Source organism: Hymenobacter siberiensis, from assembly GCF_018967845.1.
In the GTDB taxonomy this organism is placed as follows: Bacteria; Bacteroidota; Bacteroidia; order Cytophagales; family Hymenobacteraceae; genus Hymenobacter; species Hymenobacter siberiensis.
Genome location: NZ_JAHLZZ010000001.1, coordinates 3,609,077 through 3,623,241 on the forward strand (window position 1 = coordinate 3,609,077; position 14,165 = coordinate 3,623,241).

At 56.4% G+C, this 14,165-nt stretch carries 20 protein-coding genes and 1 pseudogene; 9 read left to right on the forward strand and 12 right to left on the reverse strand.

Annotation, left to right across the window (positions count from 1 at the left end; genetic code table 11):
- Positions 1-85: 85 nt before the first annotated feature.
- Positions 86-810: pseudogene (locus KQ661_RS23115) on the reverse strand (IS5 family transposase); the annotation flags it as partial.
- A gap of 69 nt (positions 811-879) precedes the next feature.
- On the opposite strand from KQ661_RS23115, the gene KQ661_RS15760 reads away from it, so the two are divergent.
- Positions 880-1,809, forward strand: a complete 930-nt coding sequence (locus tag KQ661_RS15760; RefSeq protein ID WP_216727471.1) for a hypothetical protein — start codon at positions 880-882, stop codon at positions 1,807-1,809.
- A gap of 130 nt (positions 1,810-1,939) precedes the next feature.
- On the opposite strand, the gene KQ661_RS15765 is transcribed toward KQ661_RS15760, so the two are convergent.
- Entirely contained in the window at positions 1,940-2,143 is a 204-nt protein-coding gene (locus KQ661_RS15765; RefSeq protein ID WP_216726405.1) for a hypothetical protein, read from the reverse strand.
- Between the two features lie 173 nt (positions 2,144-2,316).
- Here KQ661_RS15765 and KQ661_RS15770 point away from each other — a divergent pair, with 173 nt between their 5' ends.
- From KQ661_RS15770 to KQ661_RS15785, 4 genes are all read left to right on the forward strand, one after another.
- Positions 2,317-3,063 carry a hypothetical protein gene (locus KQ661_RS15770; protein ID WP_216726406.1) on the forward strand — a complete coding sequence of 249 codons (747 nt, stop codon included), beginning with the start codon at positions 2,317-2,319 and terminating at the stop codon, positions 3,061-3,063.
- A gap of 75 nt (positions 3,064-3,138) precedes the next feature.
- The gene (locus tag KQ661_RS15775) at positions 3,139-3,483 is read left to right on the forward strand and encodes a hypothetical protein (RefSeq protein WP_216726407.1); all 345 of its coding nucleotides are present in this window, start codon (positions 3,139-3,141) and stop codon (positions 3,481-3,483) included.
- Positions 3,484-3,554: 71 nt separating this feature from the next.
- A complete protein-coding gene (locus KQ661_RS15780) occupies positions 3,555-4,010 on the forward strand; it encodes a hypothetical protein (RefSeq protein ID WP_216727472.1) in 456 nt (151 codons plus the stop codon).
- A 135-nt stretch (positions 4,011-4,145) separates the two neighbouring features.
- Complete coding sequence (locus KQ661_RS15785; RefSeq protein ID WP_216726409.1) at positions 4,146-5,303, forward strand: PDDEXK-like family protein; 1,158 nt, start codon at positions 4,146-4,148, stop codon at positions 5,301-5,303.
- A 99-nt stretch (positions 5,304-5,402) separates the two neighbouring features.
- Here KQ661_RS15785 and KQ661_RS15790 read toward each other — a convergent pair whose 3' ends face one another.
- From KQ661_RS15790 to KQ661_RS15825, 8 genes are all read right to left on the reverse strand, one after another.
- Positions 5,403-5,723 (reverse strand): YegP family protein, encoded by a 321-nt coding sequence (locus tag KQ661_RS15790; RefSeq protein WP_216727473.1) that lies wholly within the window; start codon positions 5,721-5,723, stop codon positions 5,403-5,405.
- 42 nt (positions 5,724-5,765) lie between these two features.
- Complete coding sequence (locus KQ661_RS15795) at positions 5,766-6,455, reverse strand: PD-(D/E)XK nuclease-like domain-containing protein (RefSeq protein ID WP_216726411.1); 690 nt, start codon at positions 6,453-6,455, stop codon at positions 5,766-5,768.
- Between the two features lie 35 nt (positions 6,456-6,490).
- Entirely contained in the window at positions 6,491-6,733 is a 243-nt protein-coding gene (locus tag KQ661_RS15800; protein WP_216726412.1) for a hypothetical protein, read from the reverse strand.
- A gap of 65 nt (positions 6,734-6,798) precedes the next feature.
- On the reverse strand, positions 6,799-7,527 hold the full coding sequence (locus KQ661_RS15805; protein WP_216726413.1) for a hypothetical protein: 729 nt from the start codon (positions 7,525-7,527) through the stop codon (positions 6,799-6,801).
- A gap of 74 nt (positions 7,528-7,601) precedes the next feature.
- Entirely contained in the window at positions 7,602-7,916 is a 315-nt protein-coding gene (locus KQ661_RS15810) for a DUF3846 domain-containing protein (protein ID WP_216726414.1), read from the reverse strand.
- 55 nt (positions 7,917-7,971) lie between these two features.
- On the reverse strand, positions 7,972-8,166 hold the full coding sequence (locus KQ661_RS15815) for a hypothetical protein (protein WP_216726415.1): 195 nt from the start codon (positions 8,164-8,166) through the stop codon (positions 7,972-7,974).
- 47 nt (positions 8,167-8,213) lie between these two features.
- Positions 8,214-8,621 (reverse strand): hypothetical protein, encoded by a 408-nt coding sequence (locus tag KQ661_RS15820; RefSeq protein WP_216726416.1) that lies wholly within the window; start codon positions 8,619-8,621, stop codon positions 8,214-8,216.
- Positions 8,614-8,934: a hypothetical protein gene (locus KQ661_RS15825; protein WP_216726417.1), complete on the reverse strand. Its 321-nt coding sequence runs from the start codon at positions 8,932-8,934 to the stop codon at positions 8,614-8,616. Before KQ661_RS15825 ends, KQ661_RS15820 begins: the two co-directional genes overlap by 8 nt.
- A gap of 167 nt (positions 8,935-9,101) precedes the next feature.
- Between KQ661_RS15825 and KQ661_RS15830 the strand changes: the two genes are divergently transcribed.
- The 3 genes from KQ661_RS15830 (at position 9,102) to KQ661_RS15840 (ending at position 11,118) form a co-directional block, all read left to right on the forward strand.
- Complete coding sequence (locus KQ661_RS15830; RefSeq protein WP_216727474.1) at positions 9,102-9,461, forward strand: SLOG family protein; 360 nt, start codon at positions 9,102-9,104, stop codon at positions 9,459-9,461.
- A gap of 951 nt (positions 9,462-10,412) precedes the next feature.
- Positions 10,413-10,661 (forward strand): hypothetical protein, encoded by a 249-nt coding sequence (locus KQ661_RS15835; protein WP_216726419.1) that lies wholly within the window; start codon positions 10,413-10,415, stop codon positions 10,659-10,661.
- 34 nt (positions 10,662-10,695) lie between these two features.
- Positions 10,696-11,118, forward strand: a complete 423-nt coding sequence (locus KQ661_RS15840) for a M15 family metallopeptidase (RefSeq protein WP_226915604.1) — start codon at positions 10,696-10,698, stop codon at positions 11,116-11,118.
- Positions 11,119-11,215: 97 nt separating this feature from the next.
- On the opposite strand, the gene KQ661_RS15845 is transcribed toward KQ661_RS15840, so the two are convergent.
- Positions 11,216-12,118 (reverse strand): hypothetical protein, encoded by a 903-nt coding sequence (locus KQ661_RS15845; RefSeq protein WP_216727475.1) that lies wholly within the window; start codon positions 12,116-12,118, stop codon positions 11,216-11,218.
- 4 nt (positions 12,119-12,122) lie between these two features.
- The gene (locus tag KQ661_RS15850) at positions 12,123-12,986 is read right to left on the reverse strand and encodes a hypothetical protein (RefSeq protein ID WP_216726422.1); all 864 of its coding nucleotides are present in this window, start codon (positions 12,984-12,986) and stop codon (positions 12,123-12,125) included.
- 621 nt (positions 12,987-13,607) lie between these two features.
- Between KQ661_RS15850 and umuD the strand changes: the two genes are divergently transcribed.
- Complete coding sequence (gene umuD / locus KQ661_RS15855) at positions 13,608-14,042, forward strand: translesion error-prone DNA polymerase V autoproteolytic subunit (RefSeq protein WP_216726423.1); 435 nt, start codon at positions 13,608-13,610, stop codon at positions 14,040-14,042.
- The last annotated feature ends 123 nt before the right edge of the window (positions 14,043-14,165 follow it).

The window sequence follows — 14,165 nt, forward strand, 5'->3', positions numbered from 1 at the left end:
CTACCACTGCTTGAAGAGCTTAAAGAGAAGCTGGGCAAATTAGATACTGCCACTAGAGCGTGAGGACAATCAAAGATTTATCTATTTACCTAAGCCAATCTAGCGTAGCACCAATATGCCAAAAGGCGAGGAAGGAAACGGCGGTTTTTTCGTAGCGGGTGGCTAGGCGGCGGTATTGCTTGAGGCGGCCAAAAAAGCGCTCGACTTTGTTGCGGTCGCGGTAGGTTTCTTCGTCCATTGCCAAGGGTTCTACCCGGTTAGGATGGCTGGGAATGACGGCTTCGATGCCCTTTTCGGTGCAATAGGCGCGGGTCGCGTCGCTGTCGTAAGCCGTGTCGGCCAGCACTTTGCCCGGCTGCAGGTCCGCCAGCAAGGGCAGCGCCTGCGGGCTGTCGCCCGCCTGGCCTTCGGTCGCAATCAGCCGCACGGCGTTGCCCAGCGACTCCACGCAGGCGTGAATTTTGGTGCCGATGCCCCCGCGGCTGCGTCCGAGGCACTCGGTGGCGGCGGTACTTTTTTTTGGCCTGCTGAATGCTGGTGCGCCCGCACGACGGTCGAATCGAGCATGACCCAGTCCAGTTCGGGGGCTTGCAGGGCCTGGAAGGCCCGCTCCCAAACCCCTTTGGTCGCCATACGCCGGAAGCGCTTGCACACGGTGTTGAATTTGCCGAAGCGTTCGGGTAGGTCGGCCCACGGGCAGCCGGTGCGCATTATCCACACGACCGCGTTGAAAAACAAGCGGTTGTCTTTGCCCGTTACCCCGCAATCAGTGGCTTTGCCCGACAAAAGGGGGCTCACCGCCAGCCATTGAGCATCGCTAATCTCATGTCTTCGCATAAATAATTTCTTCGTTATAAACGATTGCCAAAGCAAAGGTAATTGTCCTCACGCTCTAAGGAGATTGAGAAGGCCCACAAGAATTCCCAGCAAAATCAGCAGGCAGCTTCGGATGCCGTTGACGCCAGCAAGCATGTAGTAGAAGCCCAGCGGGAACTGGTTGAGCAACTAGGCCAGCAGCACCAAGCCAGCCTTGGAGAGCAGACAAACTTGCTTCAGACCCATTTAGACGACCTTACCCAGCGCACCAGTAGCGAAACAACCCGTCAACTCGGCAGCCTCAAACAAGCTGGAACTGATGTTCAAGAAGTTATAAACAAGGTTCTTAAGCGACAGCCATTATTACTAGCAGAAATAAGTGAGCAGCACAAGCGCGGTTTGAGCGAACAACAGGAAATACTGCATAAGGCTTCGCAGGCCTGGGCAACTTTGCTCGACCAGCAAATGCAGACCGAACTCAAGCTACTGCACCAAGCAATTGAGACTCTGCAAAAGAATACCCGGAGCCAGCATGATGAGCTAAGTACGGTAACCAATCAGCTGCAAGTGGCCACGGGCCGCATCACGGCATTTGCCGAAGCCATGAATGCAGCGAAATTCCTGACCAAGTTGGAGGGTATTGAATCCCGTCAGCAGGAGGTTTTGGGCGGCATCACAGCTGGCAATAAAGCAACGGCAGGTAGTTTCGGCAAGCTGGAGACTGCAGCAGAGGCTCAAAAGAAGCTGTTCGAATCCGGCTTGCAGGCAATTCGGCAAGAGGCTATAAGCTCATCGAAACAACAGCAGGCGGACCTTAGCAAGGGACTGGCACAGCTACAAGAAAGCCAACAGAAACAGCAGATTGAGACTCAAACTGCGTTGGATATGATGAACGCACAAAATAAGAAGTCTGGCCAACAGCAGCTTATTATTCAGGCATTGATACTAGCTGCCTTGGTTGGCTTAATCGTCATGCTTTTTTTACGACCCTGAATTGAGTAGCACCCAATTCGTATCAAATATTGCCCGGCCAGAGAGTCCTCTGAGCCGGGCTTTTTTTGTGAAGAATTGCCTTCATGTAGACTTTGAGTACGCTCCGAGGTGCCTTGGAGTACGGTGTGAGTTACCGAGAAGCGAGACTGTTTATAGCTGCGCTCACCTCAGCGGCATCGAGGCCGGTGAGACGGCAAAAGTCCTGCACCGTAACGAGGGCCCCAGCGGGTTTGCCGGCGGCCTGGCGGGCGCGGCGCACCAAGCGCTTGGCAGCGTCATAGCTGCGGCCGGTGAGGGTCGCTACGTCTTTCGGATACAGGCAGATGCGAGGCACGTGAATTAAGCGGGGTATGAAAGGGCAGACCGGGTTATACGGGGCGTTGCGATAGGATTGTCAAATTTACTTGAAGTATTTCGGCATTACAAACAGCACCCTGGCTATGAATGCGGGATAGGATGTTGGCCGATATTGGCAAATAGGCGCGTTCGAACAATTTACTTTTCACAATGGCACAACAAACTGGTATCTTGGGCCTGCAGGGGATGGTGGGCGGGCTGGTCTTTCGAAAGGATGGCTCAGTTGCGCAAAAGCCGGCCTCGAACAAGGCCAAATTCATGAACGCGGCCAGCATGGCACGGACTCGTGAAAACGCCTCGGAATTTGGCTTGGCGGCCAGTTACAGCAAGGTGCTGCGCGACTCGTTGCGCGTGGCCATTGCTGCGGCCAGCGACAGCCGCGTGGCCTCGCGCCTCACGGCTACGATGCGGGCCATCGTCGGCCTCGACGACACGAACGACCGGGGCCAGCGCGTGTTCGACTCGTCCAACTCGGCTCCGCTGCTCGGCTTCAACTTTAACGCGGGCGCGGGCATCGGCCAGACCATGTACTTCCCCTACGAAGTAACGGGGGCCGGCGCGGACGTGACGATGACCATTCCGGCCCTGAACCCGGTTTCAGACATCGCGGCTCCGCAGGGCACGACCCACTTTGAAGTGGTGTTCGCCGCGTCGTCGCTGGACATGGAGACACTGACCTACACGAACGGCGTGGTAGCGGCCCCGCTCGGCATCCTAGCGGTGAACAGCGTGGCCCTGGCCAACCAAGCGGTGGTGGCTAGCTTCCCAACGGCTCCGCCCGCGGCTAATCTGGTGGTGGGCGTGGTGGGCATCAACTTCTACCAGCAGGTGAACGGCAAGTTCTACCCCCTCAACAACAACAGCACCAACCCGCTGGCGATTGAGTACGTGGCCTAAGCCGTAGCAAGTGGCACGAAACGGCCAGCCATCACCGGCTGGCCGTTTTTTCTTACCTCACCCCCTCTCCTTTCAATGGCACTCACGGGCTATCAGCTGCAGTACAAGCGGCGCATGAAAAAGGCGCTGGCCCTGCGGGCCAAGGCCGACCGGCAGGCCCGGTTCCTGGTGGCCCGGCTGGCCACGGTGCTGGCGCTGGGCGAAACGGCGGCGGGCCGCATCGAGCGGATTAGCATGCTGTACGGGACCAGCATGAGCTTGCGCACGGACCTGTTGGACGGCTACCGGCTGGCCGGCACGGCGGTGGCGCTGAATCAGGTGGCGGCGGCCAGCATGGGCGGGGCCCCGGCGGCCGTGTTCGTCAACCTGCCGGTTAACGCGGGCGGGGTGATGCTGCCGCCCGATGTTGACCTGGATTAAGTCTTTCTTTTCATTCCAACTCTTCCCTCATTATGGCACTTACAGCCTATCAAACCCAATTTAAGCAGCGCATGAAGCGCGCCATCAGCCTGCGGGCCAAAGCCGACCGGAAGGCACGGCGCTACACTCAACTGCTGACCGATGCCATCGGCGCGGCCGAGGACGCAGCCACCCAGATGAATGCGCTCAACCAGCTCTACAACGTGGACGTGAGCACCTACACGCTGCTCACGCAGGCGCTGCACGCTAACAGCGGGCAGGAAGTGCTGAAAGACCACCTAGCGCAGAGTACGCCCGGCGAAGAGGCGGTAATTTTCAATCAGGTGCCGGACGCCAACGGCGGGCAACTGCTGCCAGCGAACCCACTGTTTGGTGAGGTGGTGACGAGTACGCCAATTACTGCGCCTGAGCAAACAGCAAAAGCTTTAGCTGTAAAAACAGCTCCCGTACTGGAAGTGCTACCAGCGACTGAAGCGCCTACGACTGATTCAGCCGCACCAAGCCTGCAGGAAACAGTGAGCAATTAGCACCTAATGCACCCTTAATTAAACCAAAAAGCCCACTGACAACTTGCCAGTTGGCTTTTTGGTTTTTCTCTCGTATTCTCCATTACAATACCTATCTACTTTAACCTCTATCTTGCCTAGATATTTACTTCATGCATGGAAATTCAGGCCGTTAAGAAATTACTGCACCAAGTCACTGCAATCAACCGAACGCAGGAAAAACTAAATCTTCTTGGCGGAGCCGAGTTCAACGTATTTAAAATACTTGGCTTACATACGAATGAGGTTCGTACCCATTCAGCTTTTATTGGAGAATTGCTTAACCCCCGTGGGTGCCACGGCCTGAAGAGTCGTTTCTTGTATTTGTTTCTTGAAACATTGAAAATAGAAGACTTTGACACGGAGCATGCAGCCGTTAAAATTGAGAAATATGCTGGACCAATCGATGAGCATTATTTAGAGGGAGGTCGAATTGATATTCATCTAAAGGGGCGGGCCGGCCAGTTCATTTTCATAGAAAACAAAATCCACGCAGGTGACCAGCGGAATCAGCTTGCCCGCTATCATAATTATGAGCCACGGGCCAAACTCATCTATCTTACACTAGATGGAACTGCCCCAAGTGATTGGAGTGCGGGTGAGCTGGCACCCGAGCAGTACACTGTATGTTCGTACCGCGTCGAGATAAGTCAATGGCTAGACAAATGCTATAAAGAAGCTGCCGCCTACCCAACAGTACGTGAGACTATTGGCCAATACTTAAATCTGATTTCCAGCTTGGTTGGAAATGTACCTGACAACTTTATGAAAGAGGAGGTAAAGCGGTTACTCTTGCATGACCGAGCGAACATAGAGAGTGCCGCTTATTTAGCAGAAATGCTACAAGAGGTAAAGGCTGAAACCGTGACGCTACTTAACAGCGAATTACATGAAAGATGGGGCAAGGTCTTCAAAGGTGATTTGTGCCCGCTTGATAATTACTCTATTACCTTTTGGAAGCACAGTAGTTACTACGGTTTTACTGCCAGCAAAGGCGATACAACAGAGGTTTGCAGGGATAAAGCATTGGCTCCCTTTGTTGCACTTGTAAAGGAGGTACACCCAAAATTTAAGAGTAATGGCTGGTGGTTAGGCTGGAAGAACTTCATCAAGTCACCGGCTTTTGAGGCCCTGCCACTTGAAACATTGTTCATCATGGCGAATAGTGATGAAGAACGAGCCAGGCTAATAGAGGAAATTATTGACGAAGCAAAGCCAGCTTATACTGCCTTCAAAAAACTTGTATCAGCCTATAAGCGAGCTAAGTTGAGTTAAACCTGTACTCATACTGTATCAGAGTTAGTGGTACATCTTCTTAAAACCAAAAGCCCGCTGGCAAATTGCCAGCGGGCTTTTTCGCATTCAACAACATGATTAACTCAGGTCTTGCATATGGGCCTCCGGAGCTTCGCGCAGCACTACTTGGATGCCATTATCACGAGATTGAGCAGTGGTGTACTTTTCGCTGCGGCCGATGATTTCGCCATTGGCGGCCACGTGGTTGAAACCGTACTGGCCAGATTCAAAAAACGACTCGAAGCGGTGGGGCTGGCAGTTGGCTTTGACGCTCTGAATGCCATTTTCGCAACTGGCTTTGCTGGTGTAGCCTTCGCCGGACTGGACAATTTCGCCATTGTCGGCGCGCAGGTAGTACCAGTACTGGCCGCTGCTCTGGAAGATTTGGAAGGTTGCCATGGTGAGAAACAATAGGGGTATGGTGAAATGAATGTCAGTAAATCAAGCGGCCTGCGCCAGCGGCGCGGACATGGTGAGGGGAATAGACAAGCCGGTGGCTTGCCGGGCATGATGGCGCAGCAGGGCTGCGTACTTCTTGCGGCCCTGCTCGATGAGGCCGGGCATGGCGGTTAGCTCGACGCGCCACACTTCGTGTGGTGCCTTTTTTTGCACCCCGATGATGAGGAAGCGCGTGGCACCGAGCACGTCGAGGTACAGGGCGGCCTGGCGGTCGTAGTCGTACTTCTCGATGGTGGCCAGGAAGTGGGGCAGGTCGGGGCTGCTGGTGGTTTTGAAGTCGATGAGGGTGAGCTGGCGGCCGGCGCGGCTGCGCACTAGCAAATCGGGGCGCAGCTTCACCCCTACTCCCGTGGCGGTGTGGGTGGCGGTGTAGGACTGCTCGGCCTGGCCCCGATAGAGCAGGTCGCGGCAGTAGCGTTGGCGGCGCACCTGACGGGCCAACGTCTCCAGGTCGGCCCATTTGATGCCGCGCTCCTCGGTGCGGGCATAAGTGGCCGGCTCTAGTACGGCGGCGTGAAAGTGGCTGCCGTAGGCCAGGGCCACGGGGTTGAGCCGGCGGAGCTGGCCCATGATGCCGGCTTTGAGCTCGGAGAGGTCGGTGTTGCTGACCTGGGGCAAAGCCCGGTGCTGGGCCTGGGTCAGGGCGGGGCGATGGGTGAGGGCGTGAAACATGACGCGGTGCTTATTGAAGGATGAGGAATAAAGAGTTAGCAAATGAGGGCCAGGCGCTGGGGGTCGTTGGCGCGGGCCAGCCAGATGTGGGCCCCACCGCAGCCGACCCGGTAGGCGGGCTCGGGGAAGAGCTGGCGCACGGCCGGGGCCAGGTCGCGCAGGTCGGGCCGGGGGTCGGTGGTGGCCACCAGGTTGGTGAGCTGGGCCAGGCAGGCGGCTTCGGCCGCGTCGTGGGGCGGCTGCTCGATGAGCAATTGGGGCGGGTCGGCGGGATTCATGGCGTGGCATTGTGAAAGTGAGTAGCCAAATGGCCCCCACGGCGGACACCGTAGGGGCCGGGGCATCAGGCGGCCTGAGGCAGGGCCAGCGCCTCGGCGGCCGGCTCGGGGCTAATGGGCTCGTCCTCGACGGGCACGGTGTAGGCGTGCTGGATGCGCAGGTCGGCGTTGCCGGTGTAGGTTTCGGCGCGCCAGATGGGGAAGTCGCGGGCGAAGTCGCGGCGGGCGGCTACCTCGGCCGGGTCGGCGGCTTCGTAGCTGAACTGGGCGATGTAGTAGGTGGCCTTCTTGCCGTCTTTGGTCGTCTCCTTTTTCTCAGCGGTGACTTTTACCGTGACGTCGGCCAGGGTCAGGTCGTCGTAAAACAGCGGCTCAATCAGGCGGTACAGGTTTTCGACGCTGTAGCCGTGGAAGAGCACGGCGCAGATGGCACCCTTGTCGTCTGCAAAAAACAGCTCGGCCCACAGCTTGCGGCCCATGTTCAGAATGTCGTCCTGGAAGATGCGCCAGGCCAGCGGAATGAAGGAAAGCGAGTTGCCAAGGGGCGTAACGCCGCCAATGTTGAACTGGCCGGCCTTGGCATCGAAGCGAACCTGGCGCGGGTGGCCGGGCAGGTAACGAAAGCGGGACACCTGCACGACTTCGCCGGTGGCCTCGTCCAGCTTTTCGGTGAGATAGGCGGGCACGGCCGTGATGGGGCCGCTGAGGGTGAACACGAGAGCCTCGGGGGCGGTGGTGGATGCGGCACCGGCTTCGGTGGTGGCGCTACGCTGGGGTTTTACTTTGGTGGACATAACGGGAAATGGTTGGGGATTGGAAATGAAAAAGGTGGGGCCTGTTGGCGGCCGGCCCCTGCGCCGTGCGAATGCTATTTGAATTGCTTATCGTGGCAGAGAATGGCGCGGCCGACGATGGAATCCTGGCCGCGGGCGGCCGGCTGGTGGTGGTACCAGAGATAGGTGGCCACCAGGTTGAGGTAGGCGGGGTTGCGGAACTTGCCCTCGTCGTCGATTATCAAAATCAGCTCGGGGCTGAGGCGGATGACATCGACCAGCTGGCAATCGAGCAGCTGGTACAACTCGGCCAGCTTGAAGCTGCGGCCGTTGGCGGGACTGACCGGCTGCGGCTGGGCGCTGTGCGGGTCGAGCAAGTGGGGCTGATAGGCAGTAGCAGTTTTGGGCATGATAGGGCGGGGTTGTGGGGCCGCCCGGCTGGGCGGCCCCTGGTGAATAATTGGGTTAGTAGCCTTCGACTTCGAACATCATCTGCTCGTATTCGCCATCCTCCCACCCTTCTTGGTCTTCTTCGTGGTGGTAGTAGGCTTGGCGCTCCCATTCAGCTTGCTGCTCAGAGAAAGCGGCCTGAGCTTCATCAGCGGCCATTTCATCGCCGCTCAAGCCGTTTAGCTCGGCCTCGGTTGGTTCATAGTGCATGACGGGTGGGCTTTGGGGCCCGTGCCGTAGCGGCGCGGGCCTGGTGACTAAAAGCGGGGGTACTTGGCGCGGGCGACCTGCAAAGCGGCACCAGCGGGGCTGGCGTGGAAAGCGGCGGCAGCGGCGGCGTAAGCGGCGCGGGCCTCGCGGCAGCGCATGATGACGGCGCGGATGCGGCAGAAGCGGCCGGCCTGGGGGCCGTACTCCTTGCGCAGCGCGTGTTTGGCGGCACGGGCATCGAACATGGCCGAATGAGCACGGGCCAACGCGTGGCGAACTGCTGTGGTGGCTGGGTCGATGGGAGCCGACGCGGGCGTGAGAACTGCCACGGGCCGGGGCGGATACTTGGCCGCCAGCCGGGCAAGGGTGGCCTGCAAGGCGGCCAGCTTGCCAGCGACTTGGCCAGCAGCCGCGCCCATGGTGGGCGCGGCTGGGGCAAGGACGAGGCTAAGCATGGGCCAGCACCCCGGCAAACTCATCCTCGGCCTTCATTACCTCCCACACGGCGGCGAAGGCATAAGCCGGGTGTGCGGCCCGCAAGGCGCGAAACGCCAGGCGCAACGCCTCAAACGGGCAGGGGGACATGCCGGCAAACCCACCGGCGGGCTGGCACTCCGGCCGGGCGGCCAGACTGAGCATGACGTGCCAGGAGGTGCGGCCCTTGCCGTAGCTGGCGGCAGACTGTGAAATGTAGATGCCCGAGAATGAACACAGGGCGGGGCCTTTCCAGGCGGCAGCGGCGAGCTGCAAAAGTTGGTTGGGTTGCATGGCTGTAAGGGTTAGCCGTGGGGTGCCCGCGCCGTAGGCCTCCGGGTGGGCGTGTAGTCAAGTCCTTCCCGACTACAAACCAAAGATACAAACTTAATTGAACTATAACAACTACTTTGACAAATAAATATGCTTGTTTGCCAACTTTATTTGTCGTATCTTATAGTATGGAAAAACACAAAAACAAGGCGGTGGCGGTGGTGGGCAGCCGGGGCGTGAAAAGCTGCGCGGCCCTAGCCCGGCGGCTGGCCGAGCTGGCGCCGGCGGAAGTGGTGAGCGGCGGGGCTGCCGGCGTGGATGCCCTGGCGGCCAACTGGGCCAGAGCCCACGGAGTGCCCCTGACCGAGCTGCGGCCCGACTATGCCGCCCATGGCCCCACGGCGGCTACCCACGTGCGCAACGCCGAGATAATAAAACGGGCCGCCCTGGTGCTGGTGGTGTGGGACGGCCGGAGCAAGGGCACACTGAGCACACTGAAAGCCGCCCGGCGCTTGGGCCGCCTGGTGGAGCTGCTGCCCCTGGACTAAGGCGGCCCCTACCCGACCGGCAACGGCCCCGAGCAGGCGCCAGAACAACCACTAAAATCCTTTTTGAGGGGTTTGGGGCTGGCCCCAACTGTTACTCGGCGGAGCCGACCGCTTGAGGGTGGAGCGGCTTTTTCAGCTGCGGAGGCCGAGGAGGATGACCGGGCCTTTTCGGCCGGGGCATGATGGTGGGGGTTTGGGGTGCTCCCTAACAAAACCTCCGCGAAGCGGGCCTTGCTTCTACCTGCGTGGCTGGAACGCAAGCTTTACGGGCGGGTGGCAGGCCTTTTTCGGCCTGTGGCCTGCTGCCGAATCAGGGGGTGGTGACGGGCGGCGTAATGGCTTTTTTCGGGCCTTGCGCGGCACGGCGGCGGTGCGGGTGGTTGGCCGTGGGACGGTTCTTGGGTGCCAGGGGTGGCTTGGGAATCGGTGCGGTGGGGAAAGGGGCGGGACGGGGCTGTAATGACTGAAGCGAGTGAAGCTCAGCAAGCACAGGGAATGAGGAGCGCAACAGGGCGCAGCGACGATTGAACGGAGCGCCGCGGGGCGGAGGGAGTGCAGGGAATGGAAGCAACGGCCGGCCCCGGGCGGGCATGGTAGCTGACGGGCGGCGTAGGGCCTTTTTCGGGCCCTACGTGGCCTGGTAGCATGGGTGGATGGTGCTGGAGAATCAGCTGAAACGGCCGTTGAGCTGAGGGATGGGAAGGGCGCGACCGAAGGAAGCGGTGCGCAGCACGGGAGCGCAGCGCACCCCTGGACAGCCCGACCCCGGCCCGCAGCAGCGCGGAGGGCAAGGGGCAGCCCCCAATAAATAGGCTACTTGTGATAGTGCAAAATTAGAGGCATCCAATTATCAAACTGGTTCGTAAAATAAACTTGACACATCATACCTTTGTGCAAATAAATTTAACGAAGCCAGCCATGACCTTATTCAGCAGCACGAAAGCAGGACACATGACCCATATTGTGAGCACGGCGTTGCTGGGTCAGGTGGTGAACAGCGGGTTGACACCGCCCGACCCGACGACGATTGAGAACTACGGGCACCTGATAATTCAGGCGCTGGTGGCGCTGGTTACTATTTGGGCGACGGTGCGCAAGGCCTTGCAAAAGCCGGAAGAAGTGGTGAAGGTGCCGGTGGAGTTGGTACCGGTGGAAAGGACTGGTAACGACGGTGCGAGCAATGGGCACGACGGTAAGTAGCCCCGCGGCTGGGCCGATAGCGTGGCCGCGGGCGGTGCCCAAACTGAGCAGCACGCAGCAGCGCGTGCAGGTGGCGCGACTGGCGCAGGTGGTTCCGAGTTTGGGCGCGGCGTATGCGCAGGCATTAGCGCGGTGGCTGGGCGACCCGGTCCTGCGGCTGGCCGGGGTTCCCTTCATCACGGAGTGCTACCGGAGCCCGGAGCGGCAGGATGAGCTATACAAGCAGGGCCGCAGCAAGCCGGGGCCCATTGTGACGTACAAGCGCGGCGGGGAATCGAAACACAACCGACTCCCCTGCCCGGCGCTGGACGTGGCGTTTCTGCTAGCGGATGGGTCGGTGTCGTGGTCGGGACTGTTGTTGAGCAAGTTTGCGCGATTGATGAAGGCGGCCGATGCGCGGGTGCATTGGGGTGGTGACTGGCCGGGGTTTAAGGACCGGCCGCATTTTGAGGTGTAGGGTGTAAACGATGCGAGCGGACCATCTGGCCCGCTCGTTTTAGTTTAAGCAAAACCATTAGGCTTTGCAATACAAATAGCAGTGTCACGTTCAGCCCTTATTCAGTAGGATAACCGTAGTATTTCTTATGCCCCAAGTATAACTCACGTTGCATGTACCACGATGATGTTTCCTCATTGGCTTTAGTAAGCGAAAAGATACTATGGTCCCTCAAATGTTTATTATGATTTTTCAGCGTGTCCAATTGAGCAAAACTGGTGCCTACCCCCTTCTGCTCAATGCTTATAATTTGATAAAATTTATAGATATCCGAATACACTTCAAAGAAATTACCAAGCTTTTGTAATAAATAGATATTATCAGCCGATGTTTCTGAACTGATTAGTTTATTTATTGTGGTCCGGTAATTTACCTTATAATTTGTCGCTCGAATATATGTCCTGCTATTATGTATAGTCTTCAGGGCATCTTTAATAACATCCCGCGACAAATAATCAATAATTAGGTCGAAATTAACTCCCAGCATCAGCATTACAGCTGCCACCTTTGCACCTTCCGCAAGGGTAATTTTATAGGGATTCAGTAAGTGATAACCTTGAGGGGCGCATCTAGTGGTTAATAATTGAGAGACAGTAAATAGCATCCGCCATTGCAGTTCATAGTCGATGGTTCTAAACCTGCAGGTGTCACTGTCATACCACCAATCGCCGCCATAATGGCTAGAGCAGAATTCTATAGGAATCAGCCAGTAGTTCCAACAATAGCTAAGCATAGTTTGGGCGAGTAAAAAGATTCTTGAAGAAGCTTTTGCTGAGTTAAACTGCTCCCATTGGCTGAATTGAGAGACGGCTGAATTGTACGGCATGTTGGAAAACGGCAACTCTATCTCCTCCAACCGCACTTGGTTGATTACTACAAAGCCTGGTGGATAAAGTCCGGATGGACCTTTTGTAAACGAAGTCAGGTAAACCAGAAAGCTGATGGTGCATTCGGGTTTCATTCCATTAGTATTCAAAGGTCACGGCAAAGCCATTAGGAGACATACTGCCCAATGTGAACATGTTATTTTCACCCATTGCTTTCAAGATTGGTGACACTGAATCTTTGGTTTTCACAAATCTGAACTTTTGGAAACTCCCTAAACGGCAAATAAAAGTGTCAGACATGGCATCTTGCTCAACAAATTCCATTTTGCTCTCAAATATGACACGGTCATGCTGATTCACTTTCATGACGTTATTGGTAACGGCAAAATGGCAATTATTCCAGCCTTGCATAGTTTCGAAAAGGTGTTGCTCCGCGACAATGCTTCCTTTGTTCACAGACGTTATGAGTACCTGCGCATTTATGGTGAACGGGGCTACATAAGCCTTCTGGTAATAGTCTCCTAGATAAAATTCAAATAGCTCGTCCACAGTAAATGTCTCCGCTTGTAGCGCTGAGGGTAGTCGACTATAAACTAAGTGGTTACGGCACAATTCGTATGTTCTTCCGGCAATAGTTTGTACACCAGCATTTCCAAAATAAATTTCGCTAGATGGAGGAAACAATCCTTTGGCCTTGAGAGCTAGAGCTACACTAACATTCATAATGAAGACAGCTGCGAAAGCGCGGTCTGGCATCGCATCACCTTGCACTATCAAACCGGCCTCATGAAGGCATTTCACGCTGCCGACCTCGATGATGTGAGTGAGTACGTTGTTTATTTCGCTATCAGCTTCGCTCCCCGCATAATGTGCAACAGCACTTTGACCATGCTTTTTGACCAGTGCATCTATGACTGTATCGGAAATCTCGGTAAAGCGGCCCTGCGGAATTTCATCATTGAGAATAGCCCAGGCCTCCTTAAGTATTTGATTGGTCGTCATGATTGGCGATGAGTAAGAGCGATGCTTTGAGCAAGGTAGCAAGCCGTTTGCCACAGTTTCCATTTTTTCCTCCAAGAAACGACTTGAGCTCTGCATTGCCATGGAGTTGTCTAAGCCTGCGGTGCATTTTCCGTAGTACCTTATCTTGACTTTAGCCCTTTTGGCGCACAGCAGGATGTGTGTCTTAGGCGTACAAAGTGCGTGTTAACCGTTTGAGAAAACACGCGACCTTTTCCATTCCCTTTTGACAGGTTCGAGTCAGATAGGACTCCCTCAAAAACACTTGCTGAGTTACTGCACGGCTTCATAGCGGCAACAAGCGCTGACAAAACTACCCGTACAGGCTCCAGAGCAAAGCGAGTAATCAGGTACTCAAAAAATGCGTTTACTCAAAGGGCTAAAGTCAAGCTTATCTCACCTGCTTTATCCCTAAATTGGGTTGATGACAATAGGAATCAGAGAAGAACTTTGCACATGGGCAAGCTAATTTGACAGCGTCTGTGGCATTTTACTAATATTATTGACATAAACACAACTAATATTATTAGTAATGCCGTATACTTGCATCCCCAAACAGGGCGCAAGCATATGGAAAATGTGATTTTACTTGGTGAAGCCCGGATGGAAGCCGTACTGCTGCCCTTTATCAATACGCTGCTTTCGTGCGGGTTTCCCTCGCCGGCGGCGGACTATGAATCGGAGCTGGTGGACCTGAACCAGCTGATGCTGCGGCACCCGGACGCCTCGTTTCTGGCGCGGGCCCACGGCGACAGCATGACGGGCGCCGGCATCCACGACGGTGACGTGCTGGCGGTGGACCGCAGCATGCAGGCGCAGGACGGGGACATTGTGGTGGCCTGCGTGGAAGGCGAGCACACGGTGAAGCGGCTGCGCAAGCGGCTGGACTCAGTGGTGCTGGAGGCGGAGAATCCGGGGTACAAACCTATTGTGGTTAGCAACCCCGATGAGCTCAGAATTTTTGGGGTGGTGGTGCTGGTGCTGCACCCGCTGGTGTCGGAAGGGCGGCGAGGGCTGAGTTACGTGCGGGCCCGGTAACCTAACGCGGGTAACCCCACGGGACCCCTGCGGGGCGGACCCCTCTCCAAAAGTGAGGGACGTCTGATAACTAACGAATTATTCTGACCGGGTACCCTTCCATCGAAGGAGTCCGCTACTCTA